The organism is Thiolapillus sp. (assembly GCF_048562965.1).
GTDB lineage: Bacteria > Pseudomonadota > Gammaproteobacteria > Chromatiales > Chromatiaceae > Thiolapillus > Thiolapillus brandeum_A.
This window is the reverse complement of sequence record NZ_JBHNMF010000012.1, coordinates 1-17,382: the sequence shown is the minus strand read 5'-3', so window position 1 is coordinate 17,382 and position 17,382 is coordinate 1. Positions and strand designations below refer to the sequence as shown.

The window sequence follows — 17,382 nt, the reverse complement described above, 5'->3', positions numbered from 1 at the left end:
GGTTGCAGATCCCGCCCATAGACCTTTCGGGTGACTTCGCGCAAAGGCTGAAACAGCATCTGCATGTGCTTCCAGATTGCCGAAACATGCTTCCATTCCTGCTCACCCAGCAAACCCATGATTTCCTGCACTACCGGGTGCATGAGCGTAGCACTCTCACCTTCCGCCAGAAGGCCATAGCCTTGCAGCAACTTAGTCAGATTCTCGTAGTTGCCAATATTCAGCACGAACCCAATCACCTGTGAACCCGTCATAGTCTCAGGGAGCGAGGATCCCTTGATCTTCGTCTTCAGCGTGTACGTGCCCTTGAGGAACTTATACCAGCTATGATCCGCGTGCATGTCCGCAATCAGCGGCTTGACCACCTTACGGAACAGCTTATCCCGCGCAACCCCAGCCATGCGCATCGGACCATAAACCGATTGCTCAAGCACCGACTGCTTCGCGTCATTGCCCACAATACGCCGCACCAGCCAGGGCACCGTGGATAGTGACGCCATGAACTCCTGAAACCAGTCCGCCCCCTTCCGCCGATCCGGTATATCCGGCATGGGCGACGCAATCACTTCCTGAACAATGCTCTCCGCCACCTGGTCAAGGTTGGCATTCTCCTCATTGAGCAGAATAGACTTCGCCGTCTTTGCCGAATGTATCAGCATGTCCGCTGTATCCCGCATTGCCAGAAAATCCCCCAGCGTCAGGTCCTTGTAGTTCTTCACACCCGACAGAACCGTGTTCGTAGGCGGCGCAATGCCATCAGCATCCCGCTCTTCCAGCCAGGCATTCAGCACCTTATCCGCGCCCTCTACCAGCTCATCCTTCAGCAGGCCTGCACGGTTGAGAAGCACAGCAAGCCGAGGCCAGTAGCTGCCCCCTGCATTCATCACCTGTGCACGGTACTTTGCCCGGTTGTATTTCTTCAGGCGCTTCGCGGCAGACTGCACCTGTTTCGTGTACTTAGACACAAGCACGACCATCTGTCGCAGAATGGCGCGCTGCTTTGCAAGATCTGCCTTCTCCTTGCTCCCTTCTGCCGCATTGGCATACGCTTCAGCCGCTCGCAACTCCAACCGGTGCAGCTTAGCCACACTCAGATCCTTAATGGGCATCGTCATAATCTTGCGAATCGCGGCGGCTTTCAGGAAACTGGCATTCAGCAGGTCATCCTTGTTGCGCGACAACCTGCGTGCTTCAGAAAGAAGCGCCTTTGCAACCTCCGGCGTGCGCACCAGCTCCATGGCCTTGAGCCTGATCTCATCGTTAGTCATGACCTTCGCTTCGGTGATCATGCCTTTGCGCATGAGATCCTTGTAATGTTCCTTGGGCGATTTAGCGTTGATCAGCCGGTCATACAACGAAGCTGTACCACCTTCGCCCCCAACCAAATCATACAGCTCATCAGCAGACATACCGTCAGGCGAATACACCATGTGCAAGGGGTGATCTTTCGAAGGTGGCGGGATATTGAGTGAAACCTTCTGATCACGCAACCGTAGCAGCTGCTGATAACCCGTGTCCGCTTCTACAGCAGACTGTACCTGCTCCTTGGCTTCTGAAGCAACAACCTGTAGCGCCTTCCTACGTTCCGTGTGCAGCCACTTCTGGATCCGGCCAACCAGCGTAGAGGACCCTCTGGGGGCTCTGGATTTGCGTGACATCACCTGTGTTGCCAGGGTGTCGTACCCCAGCTCCTTGTACATCACCTCAATATCATTCGACAGGCCCAGCATCTCACCGAACATAGCGTCCAGTGCCGGGTCATTGTTCACCTTCAGGAACTCCGTGCCCGCGTAAACCTGCTGGAGCCACTCCCGCGCAATGCTGTAGCTATCCCCCAGCAGTGCCGGGGCTTTGGCCGCATTGCCAAGGTACCGCTCAAACCCTGTAGCAAACCCCTCCTGCACATCCCGGTACGCCTTGGAGGCCTTGTCCTGCCCGGTCAGCACAGCCTCGATGGCTTCCGGGGTATGCCCAGTTACCTTCGCAAAGGCCTCACCCAGATGCGACAACGTACCCATGCCGCTCTCAACATCGAACATGAAATGCGAGTATTCATGGAGAAAAGTGCTCAAGTCCTGCGCCTCACCCAGAACCACACCCTCACCGGTATACATACCCTTCACACCGTCAGGGAGCTGTTTAGCCCAGTCACCCGACAAGGCCACTTGCAGCTTGTTGAGTACCTCTACCGGGTTCTCCCCCGTCAGCAGCGCAACCCGTGACAGCCACGGCTTCAGAAACCGGGTCATCGTATTCGCCAAACGCTTTGTAACACGCCCCGTGCCTGCCAGCTCCTGCGAGAACTGTTCAATGTGCGACTTCAGCGCCGCTTCAACTTCCGCAGATTTCTCCAGAACCTCCAACCGCTCTTCCAGCGTAGCATCCCGCGAAGCATAGGTACGGTTCATGTCCGACTGGGACACACCATCCGGGCGCAGGCGCATATGCGGACGCAAGGATTCAAACCCAGCACCCCCAGCATTTACGGCAACATCCCCTACGTCCAGCTCCACAGAGCCATCGAGGGACGCCTGAGCCTTTTCGAGCACCTTATCAAACCACGTACCGCGCCCCGGTGCTTTGCCGTCCTGATGAAGGGCACCCGCCGCGTCAACCACGGCGCTTGCATCAACGTACACCTTATGTGGAGCGCCCGTCTGCTGGGCCATACCCGTAATAACCTCTGCGGTCTGCTGAGGAACCGTGCTGCTAGCATTCATGGACGATGTGGCACTGATCAGCGTATCCAGGTGTTCCTGATCCTTGCGGTCCTGAATACGCTCCTGCTTCTCAATGGCAAACTGAACCGTCGTGCCCAGCCCTACGCCTGGTAGACCTATCAGGGGGGCACCCATCGCACCTTTGGCAGCCGCCGCCGCAACACGGGTTCGTGTCTCTGGGGAGAAGACGTCCATCTCATAATCATCAAATGCTGCCGCCTTAGCCAGCTCCTCCACCGCCACAGCAACCAGCTCCTGCGACCCTTCTGTGACACCCTCTGCTGCGGTGAACAGCGCCAGATCCCCCAGCGCTTTCATTACCGCCTTCGCCACTTCAGGATTTCTTGCTGCTGCGACGGTAGCATTACTGACAATACCCTTTACCGCGTCCTTCCCCTTCAGAAACGGGAATCGGGACGCAAGCATACCCCAGGGTGCAACCTCCAGTGCTGCTGTGAGGGTAGCCGCGCCCTTAGCACCAACGTTCACGATATCACGCGGTATAGGCTGATCATCCACCCGAATGTCCATGAGCTGATCCACCATGTCCACATAGGTCAACCGGTAGGTATATACCGCGCCACCGGTCATGGCACCGTATCCGGCACCCGTAATGGCACCCGGCACACCACCTGCTGAACCTGCAAGGGCACCCACGGCGGCACCCGTGGCAAGGTATTCGGCTGAATCCACAAGCTGAGGCAACACCTCTGACGTAGCCTCCGCCATCTCCGAAAAGAAGCCAAAATCCGGCGCGCCGGCAGAAGCCCTGTACTTAATATCCTTCATCCGGGCAGTCGCCCATTCCGGAATATCCGCCCCATTGCCCAACGCTGATGAATACACATCGAACAGCTCAGACATCTCAGCAACGGCTGCACCGCGTCCATACGCACGCTTGATAGCCTGCCACCGGGTCTCATCACCGGTGCCGTACAAATGCCGCTGCTGACCCATGTAGGCCATGAGACTTTGCAGGTTGCCAACATCCGGAGAAAACGCCGGGGCCGCCTCAGGCGCTTCCTTCAATACCTGGAACAGTGCATCGGGGGTATCCTGCGCGCCAAGATCGTCCTGAAGCTTCTTCTGTTTGAGGGTGTCCTGCGCGCCTAACGCAACGCTAAGCGGCACACCCATGGCATCTGACAGCTCGGAAGCTATCGCCATATTCCCGGGGACAGGTGCCTGCGACATTCGCGCCCAGGTGCCCGTCATGTCTTGCAGGTACTTCAGCTGCTCATCTTCACCCGGGAGCGATTCCAGCTTTTTGTAGAGGCTCTGAGACACAGACCCCAGCGGCGACACAGCATCTGCGGTCTGACGGGCCAGGGTACTGCCCAGACCCCTACCTACGTCCGCATCAGCACTGCCTATCGTGCGATTAATACGATCAAACAGTGTTTCAGCCATTAGAAATCCTCGAAGTCGTCCTCGTGATCTACATAGTACTTCAGTATCTTCAGGTTCAGCTGCGCATCCTCCTTCTCACCCAACTGAAGCAGCCGCTGGCGGATCGTCACATAGACACCGGGGGAAATATCCAGCGTGGTGATCTCATCCTGCCGGGCAATAGCCTCCAGCACCAGATTTGTTTTTTCCTCTTCGGTAAATACCAAAGGCTCACCAGCCTCGGCCTTCGCCATCAGCGCTGAGCGTGTCTGCTTTTGCAGGGCCAGATTGAGCACCGCCTTGTACCGGGCATCCACCCTGTTCCGCTTATAAGCATTGCTGCCACTGACCTTCCAAATGTTAGGGCCCACAATCGCCGGTGCCTCTGACACGATATTCTTGATTGCTTTATGCGTCTCCGACACGATCCCCTTATTCGCGTTATCCAGCGCTTGCTGATACACCTGAAACGCATCAAACCCAAGGCCGTGATCTTTAGCATACGCCGCAAAATCAAGACTCTTGATCTCAGATATTGACATGGATGAGAACAGGGATGCGGCGTGCTTAAGCGTCATCGCCTTCGCCTTCGCCTGAGCACCGCGCTGAGCCTTCGACTTCTGTAACAGATCCGCCTGCTGTGTCATGGACATGCTAGCCAGCTGTGTGGGGGAAAGATCCTCGTACGTGCCCCCAGACGCCAGCGTGAGCAGGCCCTCACCATAGGCGTCCCGTTGCTCATCCCTGGCTACCTGCTCAGCTTTCGCTACCCGGTGCTCGACAAGTGCCAGCGCCTTCTGGCGAACCTTAGGATCCGGAATACTGCGGACCTCTTCGTACATCACACTCGCAGGCTTGTTCTCATCATAGATCTGATCAGACGCTGCCTGAGACATCGCCAGTACCTGCTCAGCCTCATCCACTTTAAGCTGGCTCTCGATCTTCTTCCGAAGTGCCAGGGCCACATCCGGGTCCAGTGAGGTCACACGATCCTGCAACAGCGCTGCGGCACGTCCTGTATCGCCATTCGCCAGCGCGTAAACAACCGCGTTCTCTGTGGCCTGGCCCAGCGCTTTGGCACGCGTAGCGGCAATGACCTTCGGATCCGTGATCCCATTCATCGCCAACATGCGTTCAGCTGCCTGCATCACGTCCATTGTGACTTCATTCAATTGCTCATCGTCCCGATAAACCATAGCCACACTATGCAAAGCCGTATTCATCTCAGAGGCCATAGCCTGTTTCTTCAGGCTCTCAGCTTCTCTTAGCGTGTAGGTCCCCATCTTCTGAAGTGCCTGCAACCGCATGGGCTCAATACTCTTCCTGAAATCCGCCTGCACGCTTGTGGGCAAATCCTCTTCCAGTGTCTGGGCCAAGTCATCCAAGTGCTTCACGTAGTCTTCCTGACTGTCCAGCGCATCCTCACCTTTGCGCATAAGAAACCCATCATCGCTATTATACAGCGACGAAAACACCTGCTCCTTGTACGAGGCCACCGCTGAATCGCGCTTGGCAGAATAGATGCCACTGGAAATACTCGACAGTGCCTGAGTAACCATGCCTGCAGCACGCTGAAGGCCATCGCCAGGCATTGCCCGCGTGGGCATCCGGCTCAGGGACTGCGTAGGACCAACACCCGCAGAAAGCGCTGAACGTATCTTGACCGCCATCAGGTACCCTTGTACGCACTATAGGCATTCAGGGACTGCTGAGCTGCATTGCTCAACGCACGGAATGTGGTTCCAGACCAGGCAATCTGTGAATTCTTGTACCGACTGGCCAGCGCCGTCTCATTGTACTTGTTCGTCTCCGACATGCGCTGTAAGTCCTCATTCCGAACCAAATCCGTATCAGACGTGAACGTGTCCGCAAGGTCACTGCCCACATCGATACCATGCCCGGCAACCGTAGCAATCTGATTCGCACGCAGTGCTGCAATCTCCCGCGCCCGCTGCCTGTCAGCAACCTGTGCCTGCCGTATCTGCTCATCCCTCTCCAGCGACGCCGCCTTCATATTGGCATCCGCCGCCGAATTGGCATTGCTTATCGTTGCAGCTGTTGAAGCAGCAGTCAGCGCAATCGAGATAACAAAAAGTGTCAGAGGGTCCACGCTTTCCTCTCCATGTACGTAGTATCCGTCGCCATGTCATACGCATACGGCTCAAACCCCGCCAGCACAAGCAGCCGATACGCTTCAGGATAGTCATCACGTAGCACAGTGCATTTCATGCTGACCTCTTTCAGGAACCGACAGACCGCTCGCGCTACCCACACAGGGGAAGCAGCTTTCAAATCATAAGGAATAGCCATCCACCAAAGCCGGTCCCCCCCTTCCCATGAGTAGCCACACAACGCAACACATTCATTTTCCCCCGCCATCACGAAGAATGTCCGAGCTTCCTCAAACCCCATGAAGATACTGGGAATGTGCTCAGCTATCCAGCCCATGTCCTTCACCGACAGGCGCTCGAGGACCTCCATAGCCCGGTACAAGACATAGCTGTCAAATTTTTCAACCCTTTCCAGCCGTAAGTTTTTCATTCTAAGAGCTCCCGCTTAGTCCCAACATTCACATCCAACAACAGCTCCAGCAAAACAACCTTGAAAGGGTCCTTGCTCACAAGCTCAATCGTGGCATCCGCATTCTTCCAGGGGGTATCCACGTCACAACCTCCCAATGTTACAAGGTCCTCCCCCGCGAGTGACGTACTTGCCGACTTAGCCGTGACACCCTGTGGGACCTCCAATGCTACCCGTGCCGTATCGCCCACAGAATCGTCCTTCAGCCTACCATAGGTATCATAAAACATGCCCACAACATGTGTAAGCTGAAGCTTCCGGCCAAGCTCAGTCTCAGCTAACACTTCCAGGCCATGCGTCCTCAACCTGAAATAATACGGAAAACCTACCAGGGCCTGTTTCGCAGGCGTTGCTGTAGCAGGCAGCGTCAGCGTGTTACCGGTAATGCTCGCTGAGAAATGATCCCCCTTATCGGTAACAACATGTGCAGGCTTACCAACGTACCGGCTGAGATTTGGCGACGTAAACGACCGGGTGTCTGTGCTGGATGCAACCTCTATGCTACTGTCCAGATACCGGCCAAGGCCATTGAGCGCCGTGTCCACAAACGTGTGCGTGAGCCGCTCAACGCACATACCAGAAAACCCGGGGCGGCGCACAAACGCCAACGTATGAAAGCTGATACCATCGCTCGCCGTGACGATCTCAACGAAATCATCATGACCCGGGGTCGCGCCTGTGGACGTGTGCCGTGACATCCCAATAATGCTATCTTCCGAATCCAGCGTAAAGCTGTAGAGATCTCCATTCTCCAGCACCAGCCAAAGTACCGGTACAGGATCCGCCATGAAGGTCATGTTCGTGATCCGATGCTCAGCGAAAACATCCCGAACATCATGAAGTATATCAAGATACTCTACCGAAGAAGCACCCGGCATATCGAACTGACCGCGCTTCACCAGCTTAAGGTTGTACCGGTCATAGGATACCACCGCCAGCGCAGAGCCTATGACAACCGGGGGCACACTGTCAGAGCAGCCTATTCCCGCCAGCCTGTTAAATGAAATAGTAGATGGTGCAATCGTGCCATCTATATCCCCTTCCACCGAATAGCACCCCGTGTCCGTGAACATCAGCGTGCCATTCAACTCTGCAAATTGTGTAATCTTGAGCGAATCCGGAGCGCTTACGGTCAATACGATGGAATCCGTTGCTACCGTGGGCTGCCGGCGCGAGAACACAGAGTACGTCCCCGTTCTCGAAAGCATGACCAGGTGCTTATTCTCCACCGCATTGGCATACACCGCACGCTGCCCGATGAAGCTTACAACGCGGGGTTTCCGATTCGTAATAGGATCATAGTACAGAGGCGCTGTGCGGCTCTCATCCGGGTTGATACGATCATCGAGGAAAGATGTAGTCAGCGACTCACCAATGTAGCCATACACCTCACTTCCGTTAATAATCTCCTTGTATATACGGTAGGTCTCTGCACCTGTATCAGCGTTATACGTGATAGACAGAACAGCTGTTGCTTTAGCTGTTATCGACACCGGGGCTGAGGGAACACTCTCCAGCCCTTCATCATCGACTGCGGTTACAACATAGCTACGCAGGACATTACGATCCCCAGAAGCCCCGGCAGTACCTACAGTAACCGTGACCCCAGTCACTTTACCTACCGTAGTCGGAGGGCCAAAGCTCAAGGTCCTTACAGAGAACACACCCGCGCTGGACCTTTCCAGCATCTGAGGGATCTGCCCCAGGGACGTAAAGATCAACCCGCGCCCGTAGGGTGCAAAAGATACCTTACCCGCCTGCTGTGTAGCTATCTGAAATGTTGCAACAATACCGGGGGTCGTACCAAAAATATCAAGTACATACAGATGGGTATTAGAAACCGCAACAACGTAGTCATGCGTACCACCGAAACCATAGGCGTAAGCCTGGATATAGATCTCAGCGAAATTGAACAGGTACTCGAAGGCCGGTCGCTTCATCACCGCGCCGGTAGTCAGTATCAGACCGTTCTGCAACAACCGGCATGACGCCCGGAACCAGGGCTTCTGATACTCTCCATAGCTGGTGGGCGTGACCATGCCCTTGGAGAAATTACTTTGTGAGATTTTAGGCACTATCGGCGTGCCTTGATAAAGGAGCTCTCCGTATCCTGCAAACCCTTAGACTGCACATAGGCCGACACACGGGCTTCCTTAATGGTCTCCATGGCGTATTTCCGAAACTGGCTCGACAGCTTATAACCCGGGTCCAGTGCTACGATAGCCGCTGCTATCTGTGAAGCAATCCAGTAAACAACGGCCTGTGAGAACAGCGGATCAAACTCATCCGGCTTATCCGCAACCGTCGTGCTGATGTACCGCACACGCGCATCCTCAGTGTTCGTAAATACCAGCGAATCGCCAGTCGCCGTAGACCCTACCTCGAACGCCGTATCGCCACGCTGGTGCTCTGGCGGCCAGGGTGCTTCACGCTTAGAGAATATTTCAAGGATGCGCAGTGCATTGGCCGGGTAAGTGTAGACATACTTCCAGCCCGCAAGGCTGGTATGCGTAGCCGCTGATAAGATAGCCGTCTCTGTGGCAAAAGGCCAGTCGCCACTTTGCAAAACGTATAGGACCGCCGGCTTGTACACACGATTACACACCTTGGCCGCAAGCGTGCTATCACTCAGGGACGTGATGGCTTTCTCGCTAAGCAGGATCAGCGCCCGATTGCAAAGCTCCACGGGCGTAGGCATTAGTCAAACCGCTCTACACCTGTTGAGCCCTCATCCAGCTTTTCGCCCTGGGAAGTAGGCTGAACCCCCTTCTTCGCCAGCTCAGTATCCGCGTGCCGATCCGGCAAAGGGGACGCAGACACTTTCTCACCCGCAGGAACCTCTTCCAGCCACGAAGGTACCTTACCCTTTTTATACTTAGGGGTTACGTCAATGATCATGTCCGGGAACACCAGGTCATTGTCCTTGGTAAAGCCCTTCTGAAGTACTTTGTATAAAGCCATCATTATCCTCCTTATCGAGAGTGGCCCATCATACCATGGCCTGTAACAGAGCCCAGGAAAGCATCCAATGCAAACACAGCAGCCGTGGGCGTAGACGCGGTACCATAATCCATCTTGACACGAAGCCAGAGATACCGGCTCACATTATCCGGGACAATACGAATATGGGCGAGATCACCCACAACCTCTGTATCCGATTTCAAGGTGAGCGTACTCACTACACGAGGACTGGTAGTCGCAGCCGAATTCGATGTGACTACCTGAATATACGCGGTCATTCCTGTAATAGTTGATGTATCCCACTTCATAACCTTGATCATGATAGGAATATCCACGACATCGCCTACGTGCACACCAAGACCGCCGTTGTTTAGGATCCATTGGCAACGTGTTGGATACCCAAAGTCAAACTGTTGTGAACTGTTTTTGTACGTAGTATCCAGAAACGACTGGTTATCACACAGGTAGGAATAATTAGAAAGAATAGCCATCAGTGCTCACTAACCTCATTTCGATGAACGGTGCCAAGCATCGCTGTAAACGTACAATCATACTCAAAAGGAACTACGTAATCCAACCAGATGTACCGCTTAAGAACACTCGGCAATACCCGCAGACTAAGCTTAAACCCCGGATATACCCTTCGGGGATCTCCCTTTGAAAAACCCATGCTAAGCACCGGGGACACGTACGCGGAATCACCTGTCCCTGAAGATGTATCCGACGTCTTTAGCCTGATCTGAATATACGGCTTTGTAGCGAGAGTAGTGGATCCCGAGATCGTGGGTATCATGACCGTGATAGGAATATCAGCAGAACCTCCAGCTACATACCCGATGTTACCACCACCTCCACTGTCATGAATCCAATCACTATCATCCTGTGCACCAAGATCTATAGTATTCGTACTTCTAACACCCGACATCTCATTAAATGGCGAACTGGCGGGGTTGCTGTACCGACCCGTTGGTGTGTCGGTAGCATTAAAAGCCTGGTTCTCAGAAAAGTAAAGGTTATTGCTGACGATCATCAGGTCACCTGTGACTCCGTGGTCAGCAGGTTATCCGTTATCCGGATGGGGATGCCGCGCCAGCTTCGAATGAAGGAACCCTGTACCGTCCCCGGGGTGAGACGCACGTAGTTATCACTACCTGTGCTATTAGTAGTCTCAGCATCCAGCGCTTCCTCCACATCACGGTTCATGTAGATAATCGTATTGGAGTTCTCACCATAGCCCAACTCAGGCATTGCATAAAAGGCTTTTCGAAGCAGCTTCTGCAAGTTCACTGTTCCGGCTTTCAGGTCCGATACATCGATGTTGCAGATTCGAACGGCCTGCCGCCAGTCCGCTACGGCTACACCCAGATGCCATTTGAACTCTTCACGCACCACAAAATACGTGTTGTCGTCGGAATCCTTCGTCGGAATCTTTCCACGATCCGTGCGTTGCAACCCCGCAGGCAGACTCCTGGGATAGATCATAGAGATCTTAGTGCGCCCCCAGTTGATAAACCATATCGACGTATTGTCATTGCCCGTGCCTCCGGCATCTACAATGTTCTTGGCCTGCTTTGAAGACTTATCAGAGTACCGGGGTGACAGCCCCATGATCTGATCAGAATGCAAGTCACTGTTACTGTACCAAAACGACTCCGCCGCCTTGATCGCCATCGCCTGCAGGAAGGTCATAGCCTCATCCATTCGGACCTGAGCCCCATTGGCCGAGATCTCAATGACGCGCTCATCCACCTCGCTTGCCTGCTCAATCCAACCCGTCGTCTCACTCTGCAAGGTACGTGCAGACTTGCTGGTAGGGATACCCTTGTAGATCCGGCCCCACGTCACATCCGGCAGCTTCGAGAGCACCGAGTAATTGTAGGACAGGCCATCCATGCTGTTACAGGCCTGTACGTACGCATCATGCAGTTCAGGCGACATCTTACTGAGAATGTTAATCAGTACAAGCGCCTGCAAATCTACGCCAGACTGTAATCCACCTTCCCTCATATAAAGGTCAGGTAGGTCGAGCAGTTTACCACCAGTTACCGCCATCAGTTATTACCATAAAGTACATTGAGCTGAGTGGACTCATCCTTAAGATCCACCCCAGCCCCAGAAGTCAGTGCCTGGGCAGGTATGCCCGTGTCCTCTGAAACCGCTTTGCCCAGATTAGCGAACATCCGAATAACCTCCGGATGTGAAGAAAGACCCGTGCCCTGCAAAACCTCCTGAAGGGCGGGAGAAGCATACTTGTCGTACGCCACCTTAGCGTGCTTGATTGTTGTCTCAAACCTACTCCCGCCGATCTCCGGGTCTTTCCTGGCCTGTTCTATAAAGGCCTCGCGGGTATGGTTGATAATGTTCTGGTTAGCATTGATCACTTTCGTGATCTGGTATTCATTCAACCCCAGCGGTGCCAGCTCAGCATCAATAACTGATGGTGGGAGCAACTCCGACGCGCCCACACTCTTGTAGAAATCCTGAGAGAACATCGTAGACTGCGGCTGAGCAGGATCCGGTGCCGGCTGCCCCAGTGGGTCCGTAGACTGTGGCGGTGGCGCAACAGGCTGATCCAACAATCCGGGGGGAGGCGGCACAGGCTGCTGCACAGGCTGCTGCATAGGCTGCTGCACAGGCTGCTGCATAGGCTGCTGCACAGGCTGCTGCATAGGCTGCTGCACAGGCTGCTGCACAGGCTGCTGCATAGGCTGCTGCGGTTGGGGTAATGCCTGTACCGGCTGACCGTAAGCATCTACCGGCCATGCTGGCTGCGGCTGCTGATACTGTGGGTATGCCGGCGTATTCAAAGCTGGGTACGGCAGAGCAGGTGCCGGTGGCAGAGCAGGTGCCGGTGGCAGAGCAGGTGCCGGTGGCAGAGCAGGTGCCGGTGGCAGAGCAGGTGCCGGTGGCAGAGCAGGTGCCGGTGGCAGAGCAGGTGCCGGTGGCGGTGGCGGCTGCCCACCGTACAAGGTTGCAACAGGATCTACGTTTTCAATTGTATTTTGAGACATGGGTACCTTTTACACGCTATGCGCAGAATTGTCAAATGCCCGCGTTGCCGCCTGAGCCGCGACCTCATCCATCTGCTGCTGACGCTGAACCGCTTGTGCCTGCTGAACCTCAACTTCATGCGCCTTCTCGGCTTCCTTGTCAGATCGCAGAACTTCATTCGGTAAGTTCTCACCCGCCACGAAAGCATCCAGCATCTTGTAGGGATCCGCCTTGTACCGTACCTCCGGCCACAGCGACGCAAGGTTCGCAGAGAACTCAAGCAGGCTCAGCAGCGCATCCTTGCCTTCTGCCTTCAGCGCACGGACCAGCGGCGACTGGAACGTCACAGCAACTTCTGTATCCTGCAATGCTTCCGGCGGCGGCGGCAGCGCCTGGGTCCTCAACATCATCTCCAGTATACGGTCAAACATCGGCGTCAGCAGTTCAGCCGTAATCATGTCCAGCGCCGGCGAAAGCATCAGCAGGGATTCGGCATCCCGCATCCGCGCCTCTTCCGCCGTGATCCGTGCAGAGCGGCCCAGCTCCATCAGGTGCAGGAAAATATCCACGTAGAAGGAATTACGAATCCGCTGCTCAACACCACGTATGTCTTCAGCTATCGCTGCAATGTCAAAGCGGATCTCATACACCGGTCGCAGGCCCCCGTCCCTTAGGTCCAATACCGTGGTATGGCCTCCCGGCATCATCTCCTCGGACGTGCTGTTGATGTTCGCAGAGCCTACCGTAGGCGGATTAACCAGCAGGTCCAACCCCCGATACTTCTTCCGCTCTTCCTCCTGCAACATCGCCGCGTCGCTGACGCACAGCATGCCCGGGGAATCCACCCCATAGTCCCCCTGAGGCGTGGTCTCCCACCTGGGCACCATCACCGGGAAACTGTAGAAACCCGACTCCTTCAGCAACTGCTGATTCTTAAAGGGCATATCCCACGAGGCCGTGTCCTGTGCCCCCATGAATATGTGACGGGAAATGACAGGGAACTTCCCCCGATTTTCATAATCCTTCGAAATGGAAATCAGCACCTTAAACGGCTTGACCGGGTTAGTCTTCGCCACATGGCTCACCGTCTGCGGTACGCTTTCCGGATACGCCCGAATGAGATCCGATGCCCGCATCTCAACCATGTACTGGAAAATATCAACAACGCCCTCATCATTGCAGCTGAACACATACGTGCCTGCCTCGAACCGCTGAATACGGAAACTGTGATCCTCATTCTCAAAGATGCCGAGCGCACTAGTGCCGTAAGACCCCCACTCCCCGTAAACATACGGCAAGGCGCTGTAGAGCTTTGCATCCTCGCAGGCTGTAGCCACCTTCTGATTCACCTGCCGGCACCAGTCCATCACCGTACGGTCCGCAAGCAGTGCCGTGTCCATGGGAGCATACCGAACCCACGGACGTGTCGGCGGGCTTACCCCGGCCATCATGCCCGCCTTGAACACACGAAGGCTGAGCTGCGCCGTGCTGTTGATAATCGCTGAACGGTCGGGAACTGCGCTCGATTCCCCAGGGGTAGCCATCCCATCCTTGTAGCCAATGATGTACTTCGCAACCCGTGACCAGGGTTCTTCCCAGTGCTTCCGCTTGGTCAGCAGCTCCTTGTATATCGCCAGATCACGCTGGACACCTGTCGACATTACCAGAGCCCAACCTTAAACTTACCGGTTTTCGGGGTCTGCCCCGCAGGCGCTCCCGGGTATATTGCCGGGGGTAACAGAGGATTGCCGGGGCGCGGATCAACCCAATTACCATCCGTAACCTTACCGGTTTTCGGGGTCTGCCCCGCAGGCGCTCCCGGGTATATCGCCGGGGGTAACAAAGGATTGCTGGGGCGCGGATCAACCCAATTACCATCCTCAAGCTGAGACCCGGGGGTGGGGGGCATCAAAAGATTGCCAGGGCGCTGAGTAACCCAATTACCATCTTCAAGCTGCCCCACGCCGGGGGGCTTCTTTGGCGTTGCACCCGGGTCCGTCGGTAACGACCCCAGCGGTGGCCGGGATCGTGGGCGCATATAACTGAACCACATCGACTGATCCCCCAGCAGACCACCGAGCTGAGACCCCGGGGATCCCGCAAAAGGCTGAACCGGGGCATTAGCCCGTGACGCGCTCTGCTGCTGCGCTATCGAAGGCTTAGGTGCTTTAGGAGAATGCATGACGCTTTGGTTGCTCCCAGGGAAGCACAGGATACGCCTGTGCCGGTTTCGGATTACTGTTGAATGTCAGCACATTACCCCATGTCGTGTGCCGGGGCAAGATCCCCGGGAAGGCAAAGGTCAGCGCCAGCGAATCCGCAAAGTCGGGTGAGCCCCCCGGCTGCTTGTCCTTCGGAACCAGCTTCGTCTTGTCTGACGTCTCATTGATCTCGTACAGCCTGGCTATCAGCTCCTTCTCCAGCTTCTTAATCGTGGACTTGATACACCCTCCGGCGATCAGCCAGTCCTTCATCTCGAACCACAGCTCAGTGCCCCGGTTTATGTACAGCCGGTCCTGAAGGGCTTTGGCCCCGAAGTGCACATCCACCGCCGGCGCGCTTCGCTTTCGAAGAATGTCCGCAAGAGGCCCGCCCACACCCGTAGCATCCACAGCAATAATGTCCGGCTGGAAAGGGAGCAGGTCAGCAATGATCCGTGTTGCCAGCCGCTCAGTGTCCTTCGTCATCGAGGCCGCATACCGCCAGGTGGGCAGCGTGCGCGCATCCCGCCCCCGGCGCAATGTCACAACCGTGCTGTCAAGACCACCACGCGATACGTCGATGCCACACACCAGCGCCTGGCCGTGATCTCCCGCCACCACAGGACGTGCCATGGCTTCCCTCACATCATCCGCCCCGTTCACCGTGTCATTGCCCTGCAACGGGAACTCACCCTTGACCCGCACACGCACCGTGTCCGAATCCTCACCGTACTTGCGAACCATCGTATCGAGATGATCCTTGTTCGTAATGCCCGACTTGCGCGAATCCACGTTATACGTGACCCAGCCTTCCATGTCGAACAGCTCCCGGAACATCCCCACCGGCTGCGTCGGGTTCCCGAACGCAAAGTGGAACGGCTCGCCGTCCGTCTTACCTCCATCCGCAACCTCCCAGATCAGATCCGGAATGGCGGAGGCCTCATCAAAGATGTAGAACGGTGAGCTGTCAACGGAATGCAGACCAGCGAAGGACTCAGTATTGCGCGGATCAAAAGGGATCGCATCCACCCGCCACTTGTCTTTCTTAACCCCAGGGTAGCTCATGTTCATGTTGCCCCGGCTGTTGGAATAGTTGAACCAATGACCAACTGCGCACAGCCGCCACCACTTCGACACCTCCGCCCAGGTCTTGGTATTCAGCTGAACCGAGGTGTTGGCCGTTACCGTCCCAATGGCATTCGGGCGCGTCGAAAGGATGTACAGAATCAACATGGCCGATAGCGCCGACTTCCCCACACCGTGGCCGGAGGCTACTGCTATCTGCCTGGGCTTCGTAGGCGTACGCCCGTCAAAAGGATCCGAATGGATCATGTCGCCCAGCATCTCCAGAAGCTCCGACTGCCAGACATCCGGCCCCTTGTGATGCACCAACTCCGTCCCGGCAAGGCCCCAGGGAAACATCAGACGAACCCACCTCAAAGGATCATTACGCGTCTCTGCGCAAAGCTGAGCCAGCTCCCCCTCATCCGCCCTCTTCATCGACATCCCGGCGTGCCTTCATCAGCGTATCCAAGACAATATCACTGGACGATACTTCCAGCTTCTCACGGAACGCGCCAATGTCCACGTGATTACCGGCCATCTGCAAAATCGCACTCTTACCGGGGCACTTGACACGGATACCGTTGGGACCCACATCAAAATCCAGCAGCTCCGCCGTATCCGGCCATTGCGCAGGTGGCAGCAGCTTACCGTCCTCATCAATGAAATCCCTTGGATCCAGCTCAATCAGCGCGCGGGCCCGTCGCTTGATCCATGCAGCGTCCATCTCCTGCTCCCGGTACTCGCGCTCCTGATGATACGCAATCTCTTCCGCAAGCTCTTCCAGGATGTGCAGCAGCGCTTTCGTCTCAATGCCCGTCTTCTTGGACGTGCCCCGAATCGTGCGCGTTTGCAGGTAAGCCTGAACAACTTCGTCTTTGTCATATTCTGTAGTCATGCTCGCAGTATAGGGCGTTTCAGCTTACGTAGCAACTTAATAACCCTAGTAACAGTGTGGTCTCTGTTTTTCAAAAAGTGAGTCTGGGTCATCACGGCCTACCCCACGGGCGCGGGGGCAAAAGGGGGACGCGGGGGGCCTGGGCAGCGCGGCCACTGAGAACTTGCACAATGACCGAGTACACGCAATAGCGCGGAAACCGTGTTAATCCGTGCGTATGTGCTGAATTACTGCGCGCGTACGTGCCGCTAAGCACAACTCGCAGTAGCTGAGTGCTGCCAAATGCACGTAGCGACGCAGTAATCCCAGGCGCAGGGCTGAGATACCGGGTGACCGGGTGAGTGTGCCAGTGCCTGGGTGACCGGGGCAGGGCGAAGGGCGTGAGGGCGTGAGGGCGAAGGGCGTGAGGCGTGCCAGCACCCAGGCGCGCAGGTGACCGGGTGAGCGCAGGTGCTAGGATTGCAGATGTGCGCGTAATGCGCAGGCGTGCAGGTAATGCGCGATCGTGGCGCGTTAGCGCGTGGGATGCGTGGGCGTGCGTGTTGTGCGCGATTTTGGCAGCTGAAATCAAAAAAAAAAA

The 17,382-nt window shown here is 55.7% G+C and carries 13 protein-coding genes; all 13 read right to left on the bottom strand.

Annotated features, from left to right (window positions below):
• On the bottom strand, nucleotides 1-4,130 hold a 4,130-nt coding region (locus ACOCD2_RS01700), incomplete at its 3' end, for a hypothetical protein (RefSeq protein WP_419625582.1).
• A complete protein-coding gene (locus tag ACOCD2_RS01695; protein WP_419596039.1) occupies nucleotides 4,130-5,779 on the bottom strand; it encodes a hypothetical protein in 1,650 nt (549 codons plus the stop codon). The genes ACOCD2_RS01695 and ACOCD2_RS01700, both read right to left, overlap by 1 nt.
• The gene (locus tag ACOCD2_RS01690) at nucleotides 5,779-6,219 is read right to left on the bottom strand and encodes a hypothetical protein (protein WP_419601321.1); all 441 of its coding nucleotides are present in this window, start codon (nucleotides 6,217-6,219) and stop codon (nucleotides 5,779-5,781) included. Before ACOCD2_RS01690 ends, ACOCD2_RS01695 begins: the two co-directional genes overlap by 1 nt.
• Nucleotides 6,207-6,650, bottom strand: coding sequence for a hypothetical protein (locus tag ACOCD2_RS01685; RefSeq protein ID WP_419625581.1), 444 nt, complete (start codon nucleotides 6,648-6,650; stop codon nucleotides 6,207-6,209). The genes ACOCD2_RS01690 and ACOCD2_RS01685 overlap by 13 nt, the downstream gene beginning before the upstream one ends.
• On the bottom strand, nucleotides 6,647-8,764 hold the full coding sequence (locus ACOCD2_RS01680) for a hypothetical protein (protein WP_419625579.1): 2,118 nt from the start codon (nucleotides 8,762-8,764) through the stop codon (nucleotides 6,647-6,649). The genes ACOCD2_RS01685 and ACOCD2_RS01680 overlap by 4 nt, the downstream gene beginning before the upstream one ends.
• On the bottom strand, nucleotides 8,764-9,387 hold the full coding sequence (locus ACOCD2_RS01675) for a hypothetical protein (protein WP_419594049.1): 624 nt from the start codon (nucleotides 9,385-9,387) through the stop codon (nucleotides 8,764-8,766). Before ACOCD2_RS01675 ends, ACOCD2_RS01680 begins: the two co-directional genes overlap by 1 nt.
• On the bottom strand, nucleotides 9,387-9,650 hold the full coding sequence (locus ACOCD2_RS01670; RefSeq protein ID WP_419596114.1) for a hypothetical protein: 264 nt from the start codon (nucleotides 9,648-9,650) through the stop codon (nucleotides 9,387-9,389). Before ACOCD2_RS01670 ends, ACOCD2_RS01675 begins: the two co-directional genes overlap by 1 nt.
• Before the next feature lie 11 nt (nucleotides 9,651-9,661).
• Nucleotides 9,662-10,141: a hypothetical protein gene (locus tag ACOCD2_RS01665; protein WP_419594756.1), complete on the bottom strand. Its 480-nt coding sequence runs from the start codon at nucleotides 10,139-10,141 to the stop codon at nucleotides 9,662-9,664.
• Between the two features lie 538 nt (nucleotides 10,142-10,679).
• Nucleotides 10,680-11,702: a major capsid protein gene (locus ACOCD2_RS01660; protein ID WP_419625577.1), complete on the bottom strand. Its 1,023-nt coding sequence runs from the start codon at nucleotides 11,700-11,702 to the stop codon at nucleotides 10,680-10,682.
• The gene (locus ACOCD2_RS01655) at nucleotides 11,702-12,142 is read right to left on the bottom strand and encodes a hypothetical protein (RefSeq protein ID WP_419601429.1); all 441 of its coding nucleotides are present in this window, start codon (nucleotides 12,140-12,142) and stop codon (nucleotides 11,702-11,704) included. The genes ACOCD2_RS01660 and ACOCD2_RS01655 overlap by 1 nt, the downstream gene beginning before the upstream one ends.
• 528 nt (nucleotides 12,143-12,670) lie before the next feature.
• On the bottom strand, nucleotides 12,671-14,302 hold the full coding sequence (locus ACOCD2_RS01650) for a portal protein (RefSeq protein WP_419594127.1): 1,632 nt from the start codon (nucleotides 14,300-14,302) through the stop codon (nucleotides 12,671-12,673).
• Between the two features lie 507 nt (nucleotides 14,303-14,809).
• Nucleotides 14,810-16,264, bottom strand: coding sequence for a hypothetical protein (locus tag ACOCD2_RS01645; protein WP_419596135.1), 1,455 nt, complete (start codon nucleotides 16,262-16,264; stop codon nucleotides 14,810-14,812).
• 61 nt (nucleotides 16,265-16,325) lie between these two features.
• Complete coding sequence (locus ACOCD2_RS01640) at nucleotides 16,326-16,802, bottom strand: hypothetical protein (RefSeq protein ID WP_419596134.1); 477 nt, start codon at nucleotides 16,800-16,802, stop codon at nucleotides 16,326-16,328.
• Nucleotides 16,803-17,382 lie beyond the last annotated feature (580 nt).

What these genes read in the sequence shown, in the direction of transcription:
- ACOCD2_RS01655 (WP_419601429.1), bottom strand. Translation starts at nt 12,142, where the DNA reads ATGTTCTCTCAGGATTTCTACAAGAGTGTGGGCGCGTCGGAGTTGCTC.
- ACOCD2_RS01665 (WP_419594756.1), bottom strand. Translation starts at nt 10,141, where the DNA reads ATGGCTATTCTTTCTAATTATTCCTACCTGTGTGATAACCAGTCGTTT.
- ACOCD2_RS01645 (WP_419596135.1), bottom strand. Translation starts at nt 16,264, where the DNA reads ATGTTTCCCTGGGGCCTTGCCGGGACGGAGTTGGTGCATCACAAGGGG.
- ACOCD2_RS01695 (WP_419596039.1), bottom strand. Translation starts at nt 5,779, where the DNA reads ATGGCGGTCAAGATACGTTCAGCGCTTTCTGCGGGTGTTGGTCCTACG.
- ACOCD2_RS01675 (WP_419594049.1), bottom strand. Translation starts at nt 9,387, where the DNA reads ATGCCTACGCCCGTGGAGCTTTGCAATCGGGCGCTGATCCTGCTTAGC.
- ACOCD2_RS01640 (WP_419596134.1), bottom strand. Translation starts at nt 16,802, where the DNA reads ATGACTACAGAATATGACAAAGACGAAGTTGTTCAGGCTTACCTGCAA.
- ACOCD2_RS01670 (WP_419596114.1), bottom strand. Translation starts at nt 9,650, where the DNA reads ATGGCTTTATACAAAGTACTTCAGAAGGGCTTTACCAAGGACAATGAC.
- ACOCD2_RS01650 (WP_419594127.1), bottom strand. Translation starts at nt 14,302, where the DNA reads ATGTCGACAGGTGTCCAGCGTGATCTGGCGATATACAAGGAGCTGCTG.
- ACOCD2_RS01685 (WP_419625581.1), bottom strand. Translation starts at nt 6,650, where the DNA reads ATGAAAAACTTACGGCTGGAAAGGGTTGAAAAATTTGACAGCTATGTC.
- ACOCD2_RS01660 (WP_419625577.1), bottom strand. Translation starts at nt 11,702, where the DNA reads ATGGCGGTAACTGGTGGTAAACTGCTCGACCTACCTGACCTTTATATG.